The organism is Paenibacillus sp. FSL R7-0297, from assembly GCF_038009025.1.
Classification (GTDB): domain Bacteria; phylum Bacillota; class Bacilli; order Paenibacillales; family Paenibacillaceae; genus Paenibacillus_AQ.
This window is the reverse complement of record NZ_JBBPAQ010000001.1, coordinates 5,996,696-6,019,075: the sequence shown is the minus strand read 5'-3', so window position 1 is coordinate 6,019,075 and position 22,380 is coordinate 5,996,696. Positions and strand designations below refer to the sequence as shown.

Genomic DNA, 22,380 nt, shown 5'->3' with positions numbered 1-22,380 from the left:
CCCACTTTCATAGAGGAGGCTCGGAGCTTTGTCTGACACACTTTTTAAGCATTTGTATTTACGGTCTTCCATAGGCTATGCGGTAGTATCCATTGATAATGGTACAGTGCTCATGGCCAACCCTGCCTTTTGCGGGATGTTTGGATATACAGAGGATGAACTTAAGGGTCTGCGTTATTTGGATATTGCCTGTCCGGAGGATGAGCATACCGTGGATCACGGCCTGATTATGAAATATTTGCTGCGCAGTCCCGGCGCGGCTGTAGATAAAGAGAAACGGTTTGTGCGCAAGGATGGGAAGATCATCTGGGTGGCGTTGCATATATTTTTGATTTTTGATGAATCGACAGGCAGGCCCTTGCAGCTGATTGCGGAGATGACGGATATCACCGCACGCAAGGTGGCGGAGAAGAAGATTGTGGATGATCATCAGCTCTATAAGCTGATTACGCAAAATACTCCGGACATGATCTCATTTGCCGATCCGGATGGTACCTTGCGATATGTTTCTCCCTCTGTTGAAAAACTGATGGGTTATTCCGCAAGTGAGATGATCGGCAGGAAAAGGCAGGAGTATTATCATGAAGTTGACGCGCTAGAGATGACCGAGCAGGGTAAGCTTTACTCGGACAACGATGTCTTTACCCGCCGGGCAAGGCATAAAGACGGCCATTATATTTGGATTGAAAGCTCGTTTCAGGTTATGCGGGACAGTGAAGGTGAAGTGCAGCAGGTACTGACCATTGCCCGTGATGTTACGGAGCGGAAGAAATACGAGGAGATGCTGGCGTCTGCGCAGGAGCTTGGGCAGATGGGTTCGTGGGAATGGAATTCGGTCTATGCGGAGTTGACGGTTTCCAGCCAGATGCGGGCTATTTTTGAAATGGGCGGTAGTCAGGGCAGTCATACCCGGACTGATCATCAGCTGCTCCTGGATTGTGTGGTGAAGGATGATCTGGGGGCGCTGCGTGAGCAGCTGCACCATACACTGAAGTCTGGCACCCAAGGTGAAGCCACCTTCAGAATCAGGAACGGCAGCGGCGGGTGTAAGGTGATCTATGCGCACTGGGAGGTTATCCTAGATGCGGCAGGCAAAGTTCAGCAGATCCGCGGCATTGTGCAGGATGTTACGGAACGCCACCGGATGGAGGAACAGCTTCGCGACAGCGAACGGAATTACCGCCTGATCTCGGAGAATTCACAGGACTTTATCTCACGTAATGCGACAGATGAACAGGCGACATTTCTGTATGCTTCTCCGGTTTGCCAGCAGATGTTCGGATATACCCCGGAAGAAATGGTCGGCACGAATGGGATGGATTATATCCATCCCGACGATTTTGCCTGTGTGAAGGCTTATCTGGACGACAGTAAGCAGGGCTTGAAGCTGGAACCCATCGTCTTCCGTTATCTGTGCAAGGACGGCTCGTATCTGTGGGTGGAGACTACGCTGCGGCATACGGAGACGGGAACCGCAGGAATTACAGAGATGATCGGAGTTACACGGAATATCTCAGAGCGCAAGCAATATGAACTGAAGCTGCTAGAAAGCGAGAACCGGTACAAGTCGCTGTTCGAATATAATCCGTCCGCAATCAGTGCAATGGATCTGCAGGGCTGCATCCAGTCGCTGAATGCCAGTCTGCAGCAGCTTACCGGTTATTCCCGTGAGACACTTCTGCATTCAAGCTACAGTGAGATTATTGATGCGGATGAGCTGGCATTTGTGAATAACCGATTTCTTGCCGCTGCCGGGGGGATGGCTCAGACTTTCGAGACCCGGATCATCCGACATGACGGGCAGACGGTTGAGGTTGGCATGATTTATGTGCCTATTCTGCTGGACAGCCAGGTGGTAGGCGTGTTTGCAATTACGAGCGATATCACCGAACGCAAACGGTATCTGGAACAGATTGAGAAGCTCAGTTATGAGCATGCGCTGATATTGAATTCGGTTTCGGAGGGGATCTTTGGTATCAATCTGCAGGGGGAGACAGTCTTTATTAATCCGGCGGCTTCCGTTATGCTGGGTTACGCTCCCGGTGAACTGGCCAGCAATATCAAGCTGCAGACGATCGCCCAGACCTGGATGGACGGGGAACTCTACCGCGGAGGGCGTCGAACGCTCGCAGAGCTGCTTACGACCAATCTCTCCTATGAGCGGGAGCAGGAAGGGGTTTTCTGGAGACAGGACGGTTCCAGCTTCCTCGTAAAATACCGCATGACGGCATTATACGACAACGGGGAACGTAAAGGTGCGGTAGTGGTATTCCGTGACATTACGGAGGAGAAAGCGGTTGTGCGTGCCAAGGAATCAGCAGAGCAGGCCGACCGGGCCAAATCAGAATTCCTGGCCATTATGAGCCACGAGCTGCGTACTCCGATGAATGGGATCATTGGCATGGCTGATCTGCTCTCGGGGACAGAGCTTACGGAGGAGCAGGAATACTACACGCAGATTATCAACAAAAGCAGCGGAGCACTGCTACATATCCTGAATGAGGTGCTTGATTTCAGCAAGATTGAATCCGGTATGATGACGCTGGATCTGCAGCCGGTTGATGTCCGGCAAGTGATTCAGAATGTATGTGAACTCTTTTATCCGCGGGTCAAAGAGAAAGGGCTGACCCTGCGCAGCGAAGCAGACACGGAGATTCCCGGGCTTGTAATAACGGACGAAATCCGGCTGCGGCAAATCCTGGTGAATCTGATCGGCAATGCGGTGAAATTCACGGAAGAAGGGGGAATCGGCATTTCAGTGAAGCTGGAATCTGTACGGGAACCCGGGTCAATCATTCTCAGATTCACGGTGACAGATACCGGCATTGGAATTCCGCAGGACAGCCAGAGCCTTTTGTTCCAGTCGTTCTCCCAGCTGCATCCTTCCATTAACCGCAAATACGGCGGAACCGGACTGGGGCTGGCCATAAGCAAGAAGCTGGTCGAGCTGCTGGATGGTGCGATCGGTGTGGACAGTACGGAAGGTGAGGGCTCGGAGTTCTATTTCACGATTGAGGTTATGCCGTCTGGTGAGGTTGCGGGGCCTCCGTTACCCCTGGAGATCCTTGCAGTTGAAGAATATAAGAACGGAATTTTTGATATGGATTATCCGGAGGGGCGATATGGTCCGTTGTCGATCCTTATTGCCGAGGATCATCCGGTGAATCTGCACCTGCTGCAGAAGTATTTGAATAAGCGCGGCTATACTTCGGATGTGGCCCTGAACGGGGAGCAGGCGGTTCATGCTGTGCTCACACGTCATTATGATCTAGTGTTTATGGATATTCAGATGCCGGTGCTGGATGGTATTGAGGCTACAGGGCGGATCCGCGAGGCGATGGGATTATCCCCGGTTATTATTGCGGTTACCGCCTTTGCCCGGAAGGAAGATAAGGAAATGTGCCTTCGAGCAGGGATGCAGGACTTCATCTCCAAGCCGATCCGTGTGGAAGAGCTGGACAGGGTTCTGCGGGAATGGTCGATTAAGCTCCGGAATTAGCAGGCAGAGCCTTGAGGAGGAGCAAACAGGAATGAGATGGATCATCTATATTTTATTTACCATACTCTATGCCCTGACAACGCTATATGGGCTGGGGCCGGTGCTGCTGGCTGACGGATCGTTCCGGGAGCGGATGCTGACACTGGCCATTGTACTGCTGGTCTATGCCGGAATTACCTGGTGGCTGCGCAGTATGCTGAAGCGGCTGGGCAGACGTTGACAATCTTCCCCTGGCTAAACTATTATTTATAGGGATCGTAATTATTACGATTATAAACTAGTCAGCGAGAGGGTTACGACATTGAAAACCATGAAACGTGGCGATTTCATTATGATCCTGGTCGTATTGCTTGCCGCCGGTTCCATTTACGGCTATAAGTGGTTCTCGAATCACAATGAGCATTATGCACAGGGAGATCTGAAGGCTGTTATTACAGTGAACGGCAAGGCGTACAAGACGGTAATCCTGACCAAGGAAGAACAGATTATAGACATCCGTACCAAGTTCGGCCACAATACCCTGAAGGTGTTCGACTATGGGATACAGATGACTTACTCGGATGCTCCCCTGACCATTGCGCTGGATATGGGGTTCATCTCCAGGCCCAAACAGCAGATTATCTGTATTCCGGCCCGGCTTCTCGTTGAGGTCGTAAATCCAGATTCATCCATTGATGACGATGACGCGCTGGACGCAGTGATCTAGCACTCAAGGCTGCAGCTCCTCCCAGGCCGCTGCGGCGTCGGCACTAGTGTATACATAAGGTGTGGACGGCTCAGGAACTGCGGTCAGGACTTCCGGAGTAATCTGCAGTGTCTCCACTCCCTGATAGAGCACCACATGAAGCTTGCCCCGAACCTCAATCCAGGTATCGGCGGGCAGGCTTATTTGTGTTCCCGGCTCCAGCAGAATACCGAACGGAGTGGCATCCGCCGTGCAGCACTGGACGAGGAATCGGCTGACCGCATAGCTGGACTGGCCCGCACCCTGCGGCTCGCGGTAGAGGAAGCCGGATACCGAGATTTCCCTGCCTTCAAACTGTGATTTATACAGGTTGATTGCGCCTAGGGTCTCGGAGAAAATCTCCGGGTATACAGGAATAACGGACTGTCCGTACAGCTTGCCGGCCAGCTCGGCAAATTCCGCCTCATAGGGGTTAGAGGGAGTGAACTTCGCGCCGCTGCCGGACTCTGCGGCTGTATAAGACAGGGTGAGGCCTTTTCTGGCCGCTGCCGCACTGCCCAGCGCGCGGTCAGGCAGGAGAAACCCCAGCAGGAGCGGAAGCAGGAACAGGCTGTACAGTGCGGAGCTGCCCAGCCCGGAACGGGGGAGGCGGTGCTCACAGTCGCACAGGACACTGCTTTTGCCAAGGACGGCTTGAAGTCCGAGGCTCAGCGCCATCAGGGAGAGCGGAACCGGGCACAACCTGATCCAGCGGGCCAGCTTGGGGGCAACGTAATAATGAAGCGCGTCCTGCTGGACCAGATGTCCGATATAGAGGGCGAAGGCGAGCAGAATAACCGCCCTCAGTAAATAGTGAAACCGGATGCTCCGGGCGTTATTCATACGGAACCTCCTAAAAGTTTGTGAGAGTAGCTCCCTGAGTTTCTGCGGACAAGCTGCATCGGAAGCCTATGCTGAGTTTGTGAAGGTTGCTACAGCCAGAGTGAAGCCAGCACCGAGCCGGTGAAGACGGCCGAGAAAATCAGGAAGAACAGATAAAGTGCGAATCTGGTTTTGAGCAGCGACAGCAGCATCAGAGAGTTTTTGAAGTCGAGCATCGGGCCCAGCACCATGAACGCCAGCAATGATCCGGCCGGGAATGAATGCAGGAAGGTAGAGGCGACAAAGGCATCTGAGGTGGAGCAGAGCGAGAGTACAAAGGCCAGCCCCATCATGAACAGGTAGGAACCCAGCGGGCGCTCTCCGATAGCGGTCAGGCTGCCGTGATTCATGAAGGTTTGGATACCGGCGGTTAACAGGCAGCCGATGATCAGGTATTTGCCCATTTCAAAAAACTCATCCGACGTATGCACAAAGACTGCGACTAGCCGCCCGCCGCGGGTAGTGCGGTGATGCTCCTCGCCTCCCTCGCGCGGGATGGACAGACGCAGCGGTGATTTGCGGACGGTGGCATAGATGACAAGTCCGATTAGGGCGGCTACGGCAAAAGCCAGTCCCATCCGCGCATAGGCCAGTTCCGGATGGGAACGGAAAGCCGTCAGGGTGGCCCCGTAGACGACAGGATTCAGGATCGGACCGGACAGGATGAAGACGATGGCGACGTAGAGCGGCATGCCTTTGTGCATTAACCGGCGGACAAGCGGAATCATCCCGCATTCGCAGACGGGGAAGATGATCCCGAGCAGGCAGCCGAATAGAATAGCCGGAACCGGATGGCGCGGAATCCAGCGTGAGATCATCTCGTCCGGCACGAAGACGCGGAGCAGTGAGGAGAGCAGCGCACCCAGGAGCACGAACGGCAGGGCTTCGAGCAGAATGCCGAGAAACGCTGTTTTGAACGTGTCCACATACCCGTTGTTAAGCAGCTCCGGATGACCGGGGAGCCAGAGAATGCCAATCGTGAGCAGGAAGGCAGCGGGAATGAGCAGCGGCAGTATTTTGAACGGAGAAAAGGTTGTCAAGGGCTTCATCGGCTCCTTCCCGCGCCTGATATTAGCTGAATAAGGCTGCCCAGCGGCGGCTGACTGCCCTCTCGTCCAAATTCAGGCCGATGCACACAATGTAAGGCTGGCCCGGATAACGCGAGGCTTCCCAGGTTGTACGGTGTCCCGCATATTGCACAAGCTGTACGGAATCATGCTCCGCAAGCTGGACATGACCTTTGGCTCTAAGCAGACTGTCTCCCCATTCCCGGAAAAAAAGCTCCAGCTGCTCCCGGCGGATGCTTCCGTTTCCCCCCTGCGGAACGGTCAGCGTGACTGCCGCTACCTGCGAGTAGGAGGTGCTTGGGCCGGACTCAGGCTCCTGCACAGCAGTCGCGCTGCCCCCGTAGCCAGGACTGGTTCGTTTAAGCAATGTGCCGTTCATAGTACCCGGTCCGCGCTGCGGCGCAGGCCTCCGCAGTTCACGGGCGTCGATGCCTGCCAGCAGCGGGGCCAGATTAATCTGACTGTAATGGGTAAAAACAATCTCCGATTCAGAGTTTTGCTTATAGACCATTTTCTCGATTTTCCATAGAGTTTCCGGTTCGACCAGATCGCTTTTGTTCACGATAATCAGATCGGCCACCGTGAGCTGCTTGCGCAGGGTGCGGACCAGCTGTTTATCGGCGGAGAAGCGGCTGTTATAGTCCAGCGCATTCTCGGCGTCGAGCAGCGTGATGGTAAAGTGCAGCTTCAACCTGTCAGCTAAAGGCATCTCCAGCAGCGATTTGGCAATTTCATCGGGGTCCGCTACGCCGGTAAGCTCGATGTAGATGATATCCGGACGGCGCGCCAGCAGGGCGGCCAGACTGCGCGGCAGCTCTTCCTTACGGCTGCAGCATACACAGCCGTCCAGCAGCTTTTCCACACTAGTGCCGGTATTCTCCTGCAGAATATAGCCGTCCACATCCTTTTTCCCCAGCTCATTCATGACAACGCCGGGATTCAGCCCCCGCCGCTTGCTCTCCTTCAGCAGACTTAACAGCAGAGTAGTTTTTCCGCTCCCCAGAAATCCGCTCAGTATGATCACAGGTATCTTCATGGCTCACTCTCCCGCTTCGTTCTTGGAATTGCAAGAATCATATTTTCTTTGTAATAAAACCTTCGATGCATCTCACCAGAGCAACCGTCTGTTTCCTGTTGGAACGCCCCGCTCTTGAAGGAGGCCAAGCCGTTTTCACTTGTAATTCCATCTATACGTAATTCCTCCACAGGAAAGACCACAATTCTAAGAGAGTTGAAATTTTGCGGATCACCAGTTGACAGCGGACAGGCGGACCATGTAGAATGTGTAAATCGTAATAATTACGAATAAATGAGAGGGAGTTGAATTTTAGTGAGAGTAATCGTTACCTTGGCCTGCACGGAGTCTGGCGACCGCAACTACACCACAACGAAGAATAAGAGAACCACGCCCGGACGGCTTGAGATGAAGAAATATTGCCCGCGCCTGAAGCGTGTAACGCTGCACCGTGAGACCCGCTAAGGATGCTGAGCAGTACCTTGGGAAGGAAGAAGTTCTGATAGACGGGCGGTGGGTGCGCTGCTGTCCTAAACTAAATTTGTGTAAGGAGTAAATCAATGAAGAGAATTCCTGTTACTGTGCTGAGCGGATACCTCGGTTCCGGCAAAACCACACTCCTGAATCACATCCTGCATAACCGCGATGGCCTTAAGGTGGCAGTCATTGTGAATGATATGAGTGAGGTGAACGTGGATGCGGGGCTGGTGAAATCCGGCAATACTCTCTCCCGGACAGAGGAGAAGCTGGTGGAAATGTCCAATGGCTGTATCTGCTGCACGCTCCGCGACGACCTGCTGCGGGAAGTGAATAATCTTGCGTCGGAAGGACGTTTCGATTATATTCTGATCGAGTCTTCCGGCATCAGCGAGCCGGTTCCGGTAGCCCAGACCTTCACCTATGCGAACCCGGAGCTGGATATTGATCTTACTGAGCTTGCCCGACTGGACACGATGGTTACGGTAGTCGATGCCAACCGATTCTGGCATGACTTCGCTTCGGGAGACAGTCTGCTGGACCGCAATATGACTGCGGGCGAAGGCGACTTCCGGGATATCGTCGATCTGCTCATTGACCAGATTGAGACCTGCGATGTGCTGCTGCTGAACAAATGCGATCTGGTGGAAGAGCAGGAGCTGAACAAGCTGGAGGCTGTGCTGCGCAGGCTTCAACCGCGCGCGAAGATCATCCGCACGGTTAATACGGAGGTTGACCCTTCAGAGATCCTGAATACAGGTCTGTTTGATTTCGAGCAGACCAGTCTGTCCTCCGGCTGGATCGCGGAGCTTGGCAAGGAGGAGCATACACCGGAGACGGAAGAATACGGCATCACCTCTTTTGTCTACCGGCGCAGAACGCCATTCCATCCGCAGCGGCTGAGCTTCTTCTTCAGCAACTGGCCGGCCGAGGTAGTCCGGGCTAAAGGTCTGGTATGGCTGGCCGCACGCGGGGATCTGGCCGCAACCATCAGCCAGGCGGGACCGTCCATTCAGTTCGGTCCGGCCGGTTACTGGCTGGCGACGATGCCGGAGGACCAGCAGTTGGAGGTGCTGGCCAGTGAGCCGGATGTCAAGGCGAAGTGGGACGATCAGTGGGGCGACCGGCTGAACGAGATCGTGTTCATCGGTGTCAGCATGAACCGTGCAGACATTGAAGCCCGGCTGGACCGCTGCCTGCTTAGCGCGGAAGAAATGCAGCTGGACTGGAACGAGTTCAACAATCCGCTGCCATGGCCGGCAGAGGAGCTGCTTGCTGCTGGGCAGGAATAGACAGCTGAGGAGAAGCGTGCAGCGGGCGGAAGGTTAGGGTTTAAGAATTGAACTCGGGTGATACAGGGCATTTATATCCGGGTGGAATGGAAGACGGGTATCTGGAGTTATGGTGGAATGCAGGACGAGCATCTAAATTCGCGGAAGAGCCGGAATCGAGACTGTCGGTTCCGGCTTTTTACTGCCTAGATTACGGGACTAATGAGTTTAATTACGATTAAATTCCGGTTTTGGGTTTACAGATCGTAAATATTACGATAATATCAATAGAGTTAAAACGTAATTATTACGATTAAATCTACTGCTGTTGCCTGTGAATAGACTTTGCGGTGCTCCATCTGAAGTTGAATGAAGAAGGGAAGACGATACACTATGATTTTGTCATCCATGCGGGATGTTGTGTTCGGCTACGGGAACGAGCCGGTCATTGACCGCTTGTCGCTGGATATTGAAGCCGGACAGTTCATCGGGATCACCGGCCCGAACGGGGCGGCGAAGACCACGCTGCTCAAGCTTATGCTGGGCCTGCTGAAGCCCTGGAGCGGAACGGTCTCCTTGAACAAGGAGCTTGCCGGCGGGGGCGGGCTGGTGATCGGCTATGTGCCGCAGCAAGTCGCCTCCTTCAATGCCGGATTTCCCAGCAAGGTCATCGAGCTGGTCCGTTCCGGCTGCTACTCCAGGCTGGGATTGTTCCGCCGCTTCACGAAGGAACAGGAAGCGCTGGTGGAGAGCAGCCTGCGTCAGGTCGATATGTGGGAGTACCGTAACCGCAGAATCGGCGAGTTGTCCGGCGGGCAGAAGCAGCGGATCTGCATCGCCCGGGCGCTGGCCCAGCAGCCGCAGGTGCTGGTGCTCGATGAGCCGGCAACCGGCATGGATACAGCCAGCCGCAGCGGCTTCTACAAGCTGATGCGGCATTATGTCAGCCAGCATGGCCGCACCGTCATTATGGTTACACATGGCCTGGAAGAGACAAGATCCTATCTGGATACGGTGATCAGCCTGGAACGGCAGGAACAGGAGGGCTGGACATGCTTGGTTACGAATTCATGCAGCGTGCATTTTGGGCAGGAGGCCTGATTGGCATTATTGGTCCGCTGCTTGGCGTTTATCTGATGCTGCGCAGGCAGGTGCTGATGGCGGACACCCTGTCCCATGTCTCACTTGCAGGTGTGGCGCTGGGATCAGTCCTGCAGTGGAACCCGGCCATCAGCGGATTCACTGTGGCCGTAGCCGGAGGGCTGGTTATCGAGCAGCTGCGCCGTTCTTACCGTACATACAGTGAGCTTCCGGTAGCTATCATTATGACCTCCGGTCTGGCGCTGGCCGTAGTGCTGATGAGCCTGAAGCAGAACCTGACCAAGAGCTTCAGCTCTTACTTGTTCGGCTCCATCGTTGCCGTGAGTGATACCCAGCTTAAGCTGATTGCTATCGTGGCCGCCGCCGGACTTGTCTACTTCATTGTTCTGCGCCGGCCGCTGTACAGCCTGACATTTGACGAGGAGACCGCCAGCATCGGCGGGGTTCATACAGGGTTGTTGTCCTTCTCCTTCGCGGTTCTTACCGGCATGACTGTTGCCGCTGCAATGCCTGTTGTAGGCGTGCTGCTGGTATCCGCGCTAATAGTGCTTCCGGCATCCATTGCTCTGCGGATTGCGTCCGGTTTTACCGCAGCCATTCTGATTTCTGTCGGTGTCGGATTAACCGGTGTTTTTAGCGGCTTGACGGCTTCGTATTATATCAACACGCCTCCTGGAGGCACGATTGCGCTTATTCTGCTCGTATTTCTGCTGAGTGCCATAGCCGTACAACGGCTGATTACATTGAAAAACCGCCGCAACATTCATAAATCTACAACCATTTAAGAAAAGGGGTCTCCGAAAAATATGATGAATTCCAAATCAAAGTCCAAATTCAGAATCCGCCACCTTGCTGCCTTGTCTCTCACCGCTATGCTTATTGTCTCCGGCTGCGGAAACAATACTGCAGGCAATGCTGCCTCTACCGGCAGCGCTGCTAACGCACCGTCCTCAGCGGCTGCAGCTACAACCGTACCTGCGGCAGACAAGCTGAATATTAAGGTCAGCTTTTATCCGATGTATGAATTCACGAAGAATATTACCGGTGATCTTGCGGATGTGGAAGTCCTGATTCCGGCTGGAACCGAGCCGCATGACTGGGAGCCGACCGCTAAGGATATGGCTGAGATTTCCGAGGCGGATGTGCTTGTCTATAACGGAGCCGGTATGGAAGGCTGGGCGCAGCAGGTTGTAGACGGGGCCTCCGGCAGCAAACTGATTACCGTAGAAGCCAGTAAAGGGCTGGAAATCATGGAAGGAACGGAAGAGGAAGAGGGACATGACCATGAGCATGAGCATGAGGATGAGCATGCCCATGAAGAAGGCACAGCGTCCGGAGAGGCTGATCACAACCACGAACATGATCACGAGGATGAACATGGGGAAGAAGCACATGCCGGAGAAGGCCATGATCACGGCGGCCTTGACCCGCATGTGTGGCTCGCCCCGGCTATGGCGATCCAGGAGGTCCGCACGATTGAAGCGGCTTTATCCGCAGCCTCGCCTGAGAATGCAGCAGCCTTCAAAACGAATAGCGAAGCCTATATCGCCAAGCTGCAGCAGCTGGACCAGGAGTTCAAAGACGGGCTGAAGGATACGAAACGTAAGGACTTTATTACCCAGCATGCCGCTTTCGGATACCTGGCCCGTGAATATGGCTTAACTCAAGTGCCTATCGCCGGGCTGTCACCGGAGCAGGAGCCATCCGCTGCTCAAATGGCAGAGATCGTAGAATTTGCCAAGGCGAATAACGTAAAAACGATCTTTTTCGAAACTCTGGTATCCTCCGGCGTGGCTGACACTATTGCCCAGGAAATTGGAGCCAAGACAGCCGTACTGAATCCGATTGAAGGACTGACGGAGGAAGATATCAGGAATAATCTGGATTACTTGGGCGTTATGCGCCAGAATCTTGCAGCTCTGAGTGCGGCGCTGAACGAATAAGAAGAAGAGAGGCTGATCCATACAATGGCTAAGAAATCGAAGGTTGTCAAGGAACTGAAGCGGCAGGAGCTGGTGGCGAAATACGCGGACAAACGCAGAGAGTTGAAAGCGGCGGGAGATTATATGGCGCTGCAGAAGCTGCCCCGTGATTCCTCGGCTACCCGTCAAAAAAACCGGTGCACCGTCTCCGGCAGACCACGGGGGTACTTAAGCAAATTCCATGTATCCCGGATCGTCTTCCGCGAGCTCGCACTCCAGGGACAAATTCCCGGTATCACCAAGTCCAGCTGGTAGACCGTTAACTTCATAGATGCTCTGCCGCAAGACGGCTGATTCTCTGGGATACAGGGGACCAGCCGTTTTGCCATATTCATTGACTTTGCCTGATGCAGCGGAGTGAATTATGATAGAGGAAAAGATATTCCGCAGCTGAAGGAGGCTTCTAAATGAGCTATACCGATACTTTTATCCTTGTTGCTGAAGATTGCCCGGCAGTAATTGGCATAACCCCGGTCTCGGGACGGCCGCTTCCGCCCGCTCATGTCATTCAATACCAGCTGCTGGCCGGAGCGCCTTACCACTATAACCATGAAGAGCTGCTGTATCAGGTCCATGTACGGCACAAAGGAATTCCCGAAGAAGAGCGGGACGCCCGCCGGGAAGAGATCTGGACAGAGCTGTTCACGAAGAATCATCCTTGCCTGCGGGCCTCCATGCTGCCCAAGAAGTACGGCTGGGGAGTCCACTATGATGCAGAGGGTAAAATCGCCTTGTACGCCAAAGAGTCTCCGGAGTACGATTATTATACTTCCAGCGGTGAAGCCGGTGTGACGCTGCTGAATGCTATGCGCAGTAAGCGCCGCTGAGCCGGGAGCCAAAGGTACAGCATCACAATTTCCTGGATAGAAAGAAGGAAGTGTTATGTCACAGTATTGGAGTCAGCGGTTTGCCCGGGAGGGGATGATCTGGGGGAGCCGGCCCAGTGCGTCCGCCGGGTGGGCCAAACAGAGGTTTATGGAAAACGAGGCGTCTTCCGTCCTGGTTCCGGGTGCCGGTTACGGGCGGAACACCAAAGTGTTTGCCCCTGAATTTACCGTTTACGGTATAGAGTTAAGTGAAGCCGCGCTGGAGCTGGCCGCAGAATGGGATCCCGGGACAACCTTTATCGCAGGATCTGCTCTGCAGCCGCAGCTTGAACATCCGGTGGATGCCGTGTATTGCTATGACGTGCTGCATCTATTCCTGGCGGATGACCGCCGCAGGCTGATTGAAGCGTGTCTTGAGCAGGTGCGCCCCGGAGGGCTGCTCTATTTCACCAGCTTCTCCGATGAAGATCCCAATTATGGGTGTGGGACGGAGCTTGAACCGGGCACTTATGAATACAAGGCAGATAAGTATGCCCATTTTTTCAGCGACAGCGATTTAAGGGGGCATTTTGCCGGTACAGAGATTCTGGAGACGGGGGCATTTACTGAACCGCTGGAGAGTCCACAGGGTTGGACCCATGAATACATACTAAGATACATTCTCGCTCGCAAAAAATAAACAGGTGCAGGAGCGCAGCAAGAGGCCCTTCTCCAAACAGGAGGTGGGCCTTATTCAGACGTTTTATTCAGGCGGTTACACTAGTGAAGCTCACAATCGGCGAACAGGATATGCCGCGGAATCCGGAAGAAATTCTCGGCTTTCTCCTGCAGCGCCGGGGTAGGCAGATGGCATTGGTGCAGCCACTTACGGAACGTGCCGGGATGGACACCGATCCAGATGCTGACATCGGTTACTGAGAAATCATACACCATGCAGAGTCCGGTCAGGATGGCATTGCTTTGCGGTGAATGGGCAATCGTTCTTTTCATGAAACGGGACGGGGTCGGCTGGCACACAATCGGACTCTGCCGCAGAAGAGCTTCATTGAACAAGATATGGGACGGATAACCGAGCAGGCGGCAGACCTTGTCCAGATTGGTTCTGGAGGGAATGCGGCCTTCATACACCCATGCGCTTACGCTGCGCGAGGAAACGGAGAGCTCTTCTGCAAGTCTGGAGAGCTTCATGTCCCTAGCCATCAGAATGGCCAGCAGAACGCGGTTGCGGATCTGGCTGCGCTTTGGCCGGCGAAATCTTTTGACACGTACACCTTGTCCAAGATATTTGCGGTTGATCAGAGACCAGGCCTGAATTTTATGTGGTTCTTGCTGATTCTTAGGCATAATTCCTCCGATATACTGAATTAATGAAGTGGTAATTCTTCTAGTTTAGCTGTATATGACTTTAACATTACACTAATGCTTTCGTCCAGATCAAATGCCTTCGTTTCGTGCAGCGCTAAGTTTCTTTCAGTAATGCTGCTGTTTATGATATATTTTTAGTAATCAAATATATATTAATCATGAGCTGGGAGCGAGATAGATGATCAAGCATATTGTATTCTTCAAATTAAAGGACCGGTCCCCCGACAAAGTACAAGAGACAGTAGCCGTTCTACGCAACATGGAAGGAAGAATTCCGCAGCTTATTTCTATTGAAGTAGGGGCTGATCTGATTCACTCCGAGCGTTCGTATGATATCGCCCTGGTTACCGTTGTAGCCTCCATGGAAGATTTGCAGGCTTATCAGGTTCATCCGGCCCACAAGGAAGTTATCGCCCACATTAACGAAGTCAAGGATGTTTCTGTGGCTGTGGATTACGAGATTTAGGCAGCAAATGATCTGCAAGGCTGGAACCTATTAAGTACGGAAAGCGGTGACGGTTATGCGTGAGCTTGAGTATCCGATGGAAGCGTTAACGTATCTGATTGTTTTTTTGGCGGCTTGCTTCATTATGCTGTTCTGGCTGAAGCGCCGGGGCAAACGAGGGAAGTAGCGGCAGTTATGGAGTGGCAGGACAAATAACCGTAGGGTGGAGGGTCATCTGTGTATTATGTCAACCGGAAGCAAATTGAAACGATACTTGATCAAATCCCTGATCTGAATAACGGTCTCCGGCACGCGGCTTCTTCCTGGGATGGCAGTACGATACTCGGTCTTGTTCAGGAACGCTGCCTGCATCTGGCGGTAGAAGTGGTTACCGATGTGGGCAGCTGTCTGATCGACGGGTTCATTATGCGGGATGCCGGGAGCTATGAAGATATTATTTCCATTATTCATGAGGAAAAGGTGCTGGGTAACAGCGGGATTTATCCTGAGCTGACCTCGCTGGTAGCCCTGCGCAAGCCTCTGGTTCAGGACTATTATGTGTGGGAACGGAAGTCGCTGCACCCGCTGACGCTGGTGCTGCCAAGTGTGCTGGAACAGTTCGCCTCCGAGGTGCGCGGCTATCTGGACCGGGAGCTGGGAATTGAAGTAACGGTTCAGTCATAACATAAAGTATGTAGTGAGACAGAAAGGAGGTCCTTTATGGCGAAGAAGGGTCAGGAAAGCGGTTCGACAAGGCGGATGATTATGACGCTGCTGAAGATGAAAGGGCCGCTGACCATCGGCGCTCTGGCGGAAGAGCTGGGCATTACCGAAATGGGCGTCCGCCGTCATGTGCTTCAACTGGAGCAGGAGTCGCTTGCAAAGACCAAGGTGGTGCGCCAGGCCATGGGACGTCCTATGCATGTATACTCGCTTACCGAACGGGCGGAAGATCATTTTCCCAAAAGCTATCACAATCTGGCGCTGGAGCTGCTGCGGGAGCTGGATCACGGGAGCGGGCTGGATGCGGTTAATGTGCTTTTTGAAGGCCGCAGGCGGCGTATGCTTGCCCAGTACACCCCGATGATGCAGAACCGCGATTTGGAGCAGCGTGTTGCCGAACTGTCAGCGATTCAGAATGCCGGGGGGTATATGGCGGAATGGAGCAAGGAAGAGGACGGTTCGTACGTGATGCGGGAGTATAACTGTCCGATCCGCCAGGTCGCTACCCAGTACCGCAAGGCCTGCCAGTGCGAGCAGCATTTGTTCGAGGAATTGCTGGATGCGAAGGTTACCCGCAGTGAATGTATGGCGGAAGGCGGCCAATGCTGCCGTTATGCAATCACTCCAAGCAAAAAGGAGAAAACTTCGGAAAACTCCAAATGATCAGTCACAGGACAAACTCTCTATGCTTATGATATACCAGAACTAGGCGATCGCCCGGGCGGCCGGGCAGAGGCACTTTGAATCCAAAGGAGAGATTGATGATGAAAAAGGATACCAAAAGCTTGCTCTGGGGTGTGCTTGCCGGCAGTGTGGTCGGTACGGTGACAGCATTGCTGTTCGCCCCTAAACCGGGTAAGGAGCTCCGTAAGGATATTGCCGAAGGAACGACTGAAGCGGTCGATAAGGTCCAGGAAATCGCTGTTCAGGCCAGTGAGAAGACTACAGAGATCTACGGCAAGGCCAAAGAAGCTGTAGTTTCGGTCGTCAGTGAAGTCAAAGAATGGAGCAAAGCCGCCACGGATACAGTTGAAGAAGCTAAGACGGCTACCGTAAGCGGAATTGCTGAGGATGCTGTGGAAGCTGTGCTGGAAGAGGAAGCCGCTGAAGCTGAGATCGAAGCTGAGATTGAAGCTGAATCAGACACCGGTACTGCTGCAGCTGAAGATGCTGTTGACGGCAAAAGCGAAGGCGAACTTTCTTAAGCTGACCAAACAATAGAGGAGCCGTTTTCCGCAGACAGGCGGAAGGCGGCTTTTGCCGTTCCTGTCCCTCTCCAGGTCTGGCTTGTTCCGGTCCGGGGCTGTGCCTGATGAATCCCTTACTTGAACTAAGCCGGTAAATGGGGTATTATCTGCAATTGGGGCTGAAATCCTGGTACACTTTATTCCGGCCTTACATAAGCTACACAAAACAAGTTAAAGGATGCGGTGTGTTCGTGCAGCAAGCAATAGCTATATTAGACTCAGGTGTGGGAGGATTGACCGTTGTCAAAGAAGTGATGCGACAGCTCCCGAGGGAGAAAATCATCTATTTCGGCGATACGGCGAGAGCTCCGTACGGACCCCGTTCGACTGAGGAAGTGAAATTGTTCACTGAACAAATCGTGGACTACTTAATTCAATTTAATCCTAAAATGATCGTTATTGCCTGCAATACAGCAACAGCGGCAGCTCTTGATTATATCTCCGCCAAGGTAGCCATTCCTGTGATCGGAGTCATTCACCCCGGTGCCCGCGCAGCCATCAGCGCATCCAAGAATGGCCGGGTCGGCGTCATCGGCACCATCGGTACGATCAAAAGCGGAGCGTACACGGCGGCGCTGAAGCAGCTGTCACCGTTCGTCCAGGTGGTCAGCCAGGCCTGCCCGGCGCTTGTTCCCTTTGTAGAACAGGGATTATTCCGCTCGGAGGAGAGTCACCTTGCCGTAGCAGAGTCACTGAACGGCATCAAATACGAGCCGATTGATACTCTGATTCTGGGCTGTACCCATTATCCGTTCCTGGTCGAGCCGATTGGTAAAGTGATGGGGCCGGGAGTCAAGCTGATCAGCTCGGCAGACGAGACTGCGCGGGAGATCAGCACTATTCTGTATGACAAAGGCCAGCTGGCGCGCGGAGATGAAAGCCCGATCCACCAATTCTTCTGCAGCGGCGATGCTGAGATGTTCCAGCGGATCGCCCGGGACTGGCTTGGCGAGCAGATTAGCCGTACCCCTGTAGTATGGCAGGTATCCTCGATGTAGGCTGGGATGCTCTCAGTGGTGAATTGAATAGGGACAAACCCTCAGGCATCACGGGGGCGGATGTTACAAGCCGGGAGCGGGATTCCCGGCTTTTTGTATGTTCAAATCTTTCATGACATGGAGCTGCTGCTCATATACTAGGCTAGGGCTGAGTCCCGCCTGTATTCGCGGAGATATCCGGACAGGCTGGAGGGGACGGCGGCTCAAGAGGGCCGGGAGGATGAGACATATGCAGCAATATATTGCCCGCAGGGGAGATACCGTAAGCCGTATAGCCGCAAGACACGGACTGACACCGGAGCATGTCATTCAAGGGAATCCATGGGCTGGAAGCCAGCCTTATTTATATCCGGGGCAGGTGCTGTTCCTGCCCTCTGCTCCGCGAAAGCGTTATGCGGTGCAGGAAGGGGACGATGCATACAGCATCGCTTCCCTGTTCGGTGTGGGAATTGACGAACTGGAAATGCTGAATCCGGGAGTAAGCTCGGGGCGTATATGCCTGCCGGGCAAGGTGCTTGTAATACCAGCTGCAGTCCGCCGTGAGGAAGTCTATCTGCGCGGTGAATACGGGCCGGCTGACCTGGAGGCGGATACCGCCAGGCTGGCGGGCAAATATCCCTTTGTCAGCACAGAAGCCATCGGCACCAGCGTGCTCGGCAAGCCGATCATTCTGCTGCGGATCGGCAGCGGCTCACGGCATCTGCATGTGAATGGCGCGCTGCATGCCAATGAATGGCTGACCGCGCCTTCGCTGATGCGCTTCATTGAAGAATACGCAGCAGCCTTTGCTTCAGGCAGCGCGTGGCATGGCCATCAGCCGGCGGAATGGCACCGGGATTGGACGCTATGGGCGGTGCCGATGGCGAATCCCGATGGCGTTGAGCTGGTGCAGGAAGGTGCGATGCCGGATCATCCTTATTATGCCGCGCTGACGAAATGGAACAGCGGCAGGCGAAGCTTCCGCCACTGGAAGGCCAACATCCGCGGTGTGGATCTTGGCGATCAGTTCCCCGCCCACTGGGAAGAGGAGCGCGACCGGCGGCAGGTTCCCGGTCCGGCTCCGCGGGATTACAGCGGGCATGCACCGCTCTGTGAGCCGGAGGCAGCGGCGCTGGCTGCTCTGGCCGAGCGGATTCCCGGCGATGCGGCCGTATCCCTGCACAGCCAGGGTGCAGAGATTTACTGGAACTACCGGGGCTACGAGCCGCCGGAGAGTAAGCGGTGGGCAGCAGGGCTTGCGGCGGTGAGCGGCTACCGGGCCGTCGAGCTGACCGGCAGCGATGCCGGATACAAGGACTGGTTCATCCAGCGCTTCCGCAAGCCGGGATTCACGGTAGAGCTGGGCATAGGCAAGAATCCGCTGCCTGCGGCTGATTTTGAGGATATGGCCCTGGAGACCGGACTCATACTCGGGGCGATACTCTCAAATTTGAAATAATAATGAAACAATGTCTGCAAATTTGCGTAAGATAGCAGCAAAGGGCACGGCCGCAATCCTCCCTATCGATCCTCCGCGGCTGTATCCTTTTTCTATTGTATTGCCAGTTGGAGACAAATCTGGTCCATGGACCCGTATAATTGGCGCAATAATAAGCGCAATAATAAACGCACAAAGATATCGTTCCTTAAAGAGCGGGTGGGCTGGCCCCCGACGCTTAAGGGGCGGTTTCTTTTTGTATTCGCTGGAGAGTGGGCTGGGTGAGTAAATGAGTAGCTAAACTCCCCTGATTCCGCCGGAAGTGGATTAGATGGACGAATGAGTTAGACTAATTATTCCGGAGACAGCCGGTTGGTTAGTGGCTTGCCAAAATTGGTTACTGGTGATGCAGGAGCGATTGCTCTAATGAAGAGACGCGGACTGAGAAGCGCTTATTTCACGAAAAAACCTAATAATGAGGCTGAAGCGGACTGAGATTCCGTTAATTTGGTCATTCGGGCTTAAGATGGGGGATATTCTGACACTTAACGGAATCTGAGTCCGTTTGACAGGCGATTTCGCCTGATTCCATCATTTAGCGGAATCTCAGTCCTCATCACTAGCTGAACCGGACTGAGATTCCGCTAGTAAACGCAAATACTATGCACGCACGCAGAGCATACATACGTCCATTCCTCCACATACCCACACCCACACACAAAATGCCAATGTTACTCCACGGCCTACACCAACTCGAACTCCGGCTCCACTTCGAACCCGAACCCGAACCCCAACCCCAACCCCAACCCCAACCCCAACCCGAACCCCAACCCCAACCCCATGAGTCTCCCGCCTACGCATTTTATAGTCAAAATAATGCACATCAAGGCGTATGAAAGCTATACCGTACTCGCAAATGTCTCTTGCTAAAATTAGTGTATAGAAGAGTGGCGGACGGCTCCACGGAAAGAGGGCCGGCCGCCGGGAAAGTGAGGGCCACATGGAGAACGATACGTATACGCTGAAAAGTAAACAGATCCCGCTCAATTCCTCCTACGATGTCATTGTAGTCGGAGGCGGACCTGCGGGCTGCACTGCCGCAGCTGCGGCGGCAAGAGAAGGGGCGCGGACGCTGCTGGTCGAAGCAACCGGGAGCCTGGGCGGAATGGGAACCTCCGGCCTGGTGCCGGCCTGGTGCCCATTCTCGGATAAAGAGAAGATGGTCTACCGTGGTCTCGCGGCCAAGGTATTCAATACCCTAAAGTCGCAAATGCCGCATGTCCGGGAGGAGGCGATGGACTGGGTGCCGATTGAGCCGGAGAAGCTCAAGGTGGTCTATGACGATCTCGTAACAGAGTCGGGGGCACATATCCTGTTCCTGACCTCGCTCGCGGATGTGGAGAGAGACGATAGCGGCAACATCACCACCCTCCTCCTCCTGAACAAAGGCGGCCTGCAGGCCTTCCGCGCAGCCGTCTATGTCGATTGCACAGGGGATGGCGATGTCGCTGCCTGGGCGGGGGCCGAGTACCAGCAAGGGGACGAAGAGACCGGCGAGCTTCAGCCCGCCACCCATTGCTTCATCCTCGGCAACGTGGATGACTATGCGTATCTGAACGGGCCGAAGCTGCATGCGGAGAACCCGCACAGCCCGATCCATGAGGTGGTCCGGTCAGGGGAATACCCGGCCATTCCGGATACGCATCTGTGCAACAATATGGTAGCTCCGCGTGCCGTAGGCTTCAATGCCGGACATCTCTGGGGAGTCGATAACACGAATCCCTTCTCTGTATCCGGGGCGCTGGTAGAAGGACGCAAGATGGCAGGTGCCTACAGGGACATGCTCGCCGCTGTCCACCCCGCGGCCTTCGGCAATGCGGTGGTCATGAACACGGGCACGCTGATCGGAACGCGGGAGTCCCGGCGGATTACCGGCGATTATGTCCTGACGGCGGAGGACTACATCTCACGCAGAAGCTTTGACGATGAAATCTGCCGCAACAGCTACTTCATTGATGTACACGGCACGCAGAAGGAGGAGCAGCAGAACGGCACCGGGTCCAGCCAATCCATCACGCTCTACGGTCCGGGCGAATCGCACGGCATTCCATACCGTTGCCTTACGCCGCGCGGACTGCGCAATGTACTGGTCGCCGGCCGTTCCATCTCCTGCGACCGCAGGGTGCTCGGCAGTGTCCGGGTGATGCCGGTCTGCCTGGCGATGGGTGAAGCAGCCGGACTCGCTGCAGCACTGGCTGCCGCTCAGACCGGCGGCGATGTCCACGCCATCGACACCGCCCGACTGCGCACCCGGCTCCGCGAAGAAGGCGGCTATTTGCCGGACATTCAAGCTGAAACTGCAGGGGAGAGAATGCAATGAGTGAATCTGCTGTTACCCGTAAGACAGCCGGGGCTGAGCCCAAAACGTACTGGACTCGCAAAAGAAGGGAGCAGCTGGCCGGATGGCTTTTTATCGCTCCCGAAGTGATCGGTATGCTGGTCATCGCCGTGTTCCCGCTGCTGTTCAGCCTTTTCCTCAGCTTGACGGAGTGGAATCTGGTTGGAGGCTTGTCCGCCATTCACTTTGTAGGGCTGGACAACTTCGTCGAACTGTTTAGAGATAACCGCTTCCTGCTGGCACTGAAGAATAACGTGCTGTTTACGATCGGCACGGTGCCGGTCACGATGCTGCTGGGGGTGGTGCTCTCGGCGCTGATCCATAAGAAGCTGTATGCCAAAACCTTTTTCAAAGTAGCCTTCTTCGTGCCCTACATTTGTTCAACCGTCGCGATTGCCGCCGTCTGGCAGGCGCTTTATCACCCGTCCAAAGGACCGATCAACCAGATTCTGATGCAGATCGGATGGTCCGAGCCGCCTCGCTGGCTGGTCGATACCAGCTTCTCGCTGATCGCCATTATGATTATTTACGTCTGGCAGCTGCTGGGCTATCAAATCATCATCTTCCTGGCCGGCATGACGAATATTCCGGAAGAACTGTATGAAGCCGCAACGATTGACGGTGCGAGCGGGATCGGACAGTTCCGGCGGATTACGCTGCCGCTGCTGGGTCCGACTACTTTTTTCCTGGCGATCACCAGTACGATTTCGTCCTTCAAAATCTTCGACATGATCAAGTTCCTGACGGACGGCGGTCCCAACTATTCCAGTACGGTCATCGTGTACCAGATTTATGAGGAAGGGTTCGAGCGCTTCAAAATGGGCTACGCCTCGGCAATGTCCTGGGTGCTGTTCCTCATCATCATGCTGGTTACGTCGATTACCTGGATGACACAGAACCGCAAAGTCCATTATTAGTCTACGGCGAAAGGAACTAAAGGCA

At 54.3% G+C, this 22,380-nt stretch carries 23 protein-coding genes; 19 read left to right on the top strand and 4 right to left on the bottom strand.

Annotated features, from left to right (window positions below):
* The first annotated feature begins 28 nt into the window (after positions 1-28).
* From MKZ24_RS26425 to MKZ24_RS26415, 3 genes are all read left to right on the top strand, one after another.
* A complete protein-coding gene (locus tag MKZ24_RS26425; protein WP_340788363.1) occupies positions 29-3,499 on the top strand; it encodes a PAS domain S-box protein in 3,471 nt (1,156 codons plus the stop codon).
* Between the two features lie 31 nt (positions 3,500-3,530).
* The gene (locus tag MKZ24_RS26420) at positions 3,531-3,719 is read left to right on the top strand and encodes a DUF6954 family protein (protein WP_340788360.1); all 189 of its coding nucleotides are present in this window, start codon (positions 3,531-3,533) and stop codon (positions 3,717-3,719) included.
* A 90-nt stretch (positions 3,720-3,809) separates the two neighbouring features.
* Positions 3,810-4,205, top strand: a complete 396-nt coding sequence (locus tag MKZ24_RS26415) for a NusG domain II-containing protein (protein ID WP_042242154.1) — start codon at positions 3,810-3,812, stop codon at positions 4,203-4,205.
* A gap of 3 nt (positions 4,206-4,208) precedes the next feature.
* On the opposite strand, the gene MKZ24_RS26410 is transcribed toward MKZ24_RS26415, so the two are convergent.
* The 3 genes from MKZ24_RS26410 to MKZ24_RS26400 form a co-directional block, all read right to left on the bottom strand.
* Positions 4,209-5,066, bottom strand: a complete 858-nt coding sequence (locus MKZ24_RS26410; protein WP_340788358.1) for a TIGR03943 family putative permease subunit — start codon at positions 5,064-5,066, stop codon at positions 4,209-4,211.
* Positions 5,067-5,155: 89 nt separating this feature from the next.
* The gene (locus MKZ24_RS26405) at positions 5,156-6,154 is read right to left on the bottom strand and encodes a permease (RefSeq protein WP_340788355.1); all 999 of its coding nucleotides are present in this window, start codon (positions 6,152-6,154) and stop codon (positions 5,156-5,158) included.
* 22 nt (positions 6,155-6,176) lie between these two features.
* Positions 6,177-7,208 (bottom strand): CobW family GTP-binding protein, encoded by a 1,032-nt coding sequence (locus tag MKZ24_RS26400; RefSeq protein ID WP_340788352.1) that lies wholly within the window; start codon positions 7,206-7,208, stop codon positions 6,177-6,179.
* 294 nt (positions 7,209-7,502) lie between these two features.
* On the opposite strand from MKZ24_RS26400, the gene rpmG reads away from it, so the two are divergent.
* From rpmG to MKZ24_RS26360, 8 genes are all read left to right on the top strand, one after another.
* Positions 7,503-7,652 (top strand): 50S ribosomal protein L33, encoded by a 150-nt coding sequence (gene rpmG / locus MKZ24_RS26395; RefSeq protein WP_081956465.1) that lies wholly within the window; start codon positions 7,503-7,505, stop codon positions 7,650-7,652.
* 95 nt (positions 7,653-7,747) lie between these two features.
* Positions 7,748-8,956, top strand: a complete 1,209-nt coding sequence (locus tag MKZ24_RS26390; protein ID WP_340788348.1) for a GTP-binding protein — start codon at positions 7,748-7,750, stop codon at positions 8,954-8,956.
* 372 nt (positions 8,957-9,328) lie between these two features.
* Positions 9,329-10,036 carry a metal ABC transporter ATP-binding protein gene (locus MKZ24_RS26385; protein WP_042234958.1) on the top strand — a complete coding sequence of 236 codons (708 nt, stop codon included), beginning with the start codon at positions 9,329-9,331 and terminating at the stop codon, positions 10,034-10,036.
* Positions 9,982-10,821 (top strand): metal ABC transporter permease, encoded by an 840-nt coding sequence (locus MKZ24_RS26380; protein WP_042234960.1) that lies wholly within the window; start codon positions 9,982-9,984, stop codon positions 10,819-10,821. The genes MKZ24_RS26385 and MKZ24_RS26380 overlap by 55 nt, the downstream gene beginning before the upstream one ends.
* 24 nt (positions 10,822-10,845) lie before the next feature.
* The gene (locus tag MKZ24_RS26375; protein ID WP_340790221.1) at positions 10,846-11,979 is read left to right on the top strand and encodes a metal ABC transporter substrate-binding protein; all 1,134 of its coding nucleotides are present in this window, start codon (positions 10,846-10,848) and stop codon (positions 11,977-11,979) included.
* 24 nt (positions 11,980-12,003) lie between these two features.
* Complete coding sequence (gene rpsN / locus MKZ24_RS26370; RefSeq protein WP_039308720.1) at positions 12,004-12,273, top strand: 30S ribosomal protein S14; 270 nt, start codon at positions 12,004-12,006, stop codon at positions 12,271-12,273.
* Between the two features lie 152 nt (positions 12,274-12,425).
* Entirely contained in the window at positions 12,426-12,845 is a 420-nt protein-coding gene (locus MKZ24_RS26365) for a DUF6157 family protein (protein WP_340788343.1), read from the top strand.
* 55 nt (positions 12,846-12,900) lie between these two features.
* On the top strand, positions 12,901-13,524 hold the full coding sequence (locus MKZ24_RS26360; protein ID WP_340788341.1) for a class I SAM-dependent methyltransferase: 624 nt from the start codon (positions 12,901-12,903) through the stop codon (positions 13,522-13,524).
* 80 nt (positions 13,525-13,604) lie between these two features.
* Here the strand turns inward: MKZ24_RS26360 and MKZ24_RS26355 are convergent, their stop codons facing one another.
* Positions 13,605-14,189: a helix-turn-helix domain-containing protein gene (locus MKZ24_RS26355; protein ID WP_340788339.1), complete on the bottom strand. Its 585-nt coding sequence runs from the start codon at positions 14,187-14,189 to the stop codon at positions 13,605-13,607.
* 199 nt (positions 14,190-14,388) lie between these two features.
* On the opposite strand from MKZ24_RS26355, the gene MKZ24_RS26350 reads away from it, so the two are divergent.
* The 8 genes from MKZ24_RS26350 to MKZ24_RS26315 all read left to right on the top strand — a co-directional run bounded on the left by MKZ24_RS26350 (position 14,389) and on the right by MKZ24_RS26315 (position 22,355).
* On the top strand, positions 14,389-14,676 hold the full coding sequence (locus tag MKZ24_RS26350; protein WP_039308729.1) for a Dabb family protein: 288 nt from the start codon (positions 14,389-14,391) through the stop codon (positions 14,674-14,676).
* Positions 14,677-14,892: 216 nt separating this feature from the next.
* Positions 14,893-15,339, top strand: coding sequence for a DUF86 domain-containing protein (locus tag MKZ24_RS26345; RefSeq protein WP_340788336.1), 447 nt, complete (start codon positions 14,893-14,895; stop codon positions 15,337-15,339).
* A 36-nt stretch (positions 15,340-15,375) separates the two neighbouring features.
* Positions 15,376-16,041, top strand: a complete 666-nt coding sequence (locus MKZ24_RS26340; protein WP_039308735.1) for a helix-turn-helix transcriptional regulator — start codon at positions 15,376-15,378, stop codon at positions 16,039-16,041.
* A 98-nt stretch (positions 16,042-16,139) separates the two neighbouring features.
* A complete protein-coding gene (locus tag MKZ24_RS26335; RefSeq protein ID WP_081956466.1) occupies positions 16,140-16,583 on the top strand; it encodes a YtxH domain-containing protein in 444 nt (147 codons plus the stop codon).
* A gap of 233 nt (positions 16,584-16,816) precedes the next feature.
* A complete protein-coding gene (gene racE / locus MKZ24_RS26330; RefSeq protein ID WP_042234972.1) occupies positions 16,817-17,623 on the top strand; it encodes a glutamate racemase in 807 nt (268 codons plus the stop codon).
* 229 nt (positions 17,624-17,852) lie between these two features.
* Positions 17,853-19,061, top strand: a complete 1,209-nt coding sequence (locus MKZ24_RS26325) for a M14 family metallopeptidase (protein ID WP_042234974.1) — start codon at positions 17,853-17,855, stop codon at positions 19,059-19,061.
* Positions 19,062-20,040: 979 nt separating this feature from the next.
* Complete coding sequence (locus MKZ24_RS26320; protein ID WP_340788331.1) at positions 20,041-21,420, top strand: FAD-dependent oxidoreductase; 1,380 nt, start codon at positions 20,041-20,043, stop codon at positions 21,418-21,420.
* Positions 21,417-22,355: a carbohydrate ABC transporter permease gene (locus MKZ24_RS26315; RefSeq protein ID WP_042234980.1), complete on the top strand. Its 939-nt coding sequence runs from the start codon at positions 21,417-21,419 to the stop codon at positions 22,353-22,355. Before MKZ24_RS26320 ends, MKZ24_RS26315 begins: the two co-directional genes overlap by 4 nt.
* Positions 22,356-22,380 lie beyond the last annotated feature (25 nt).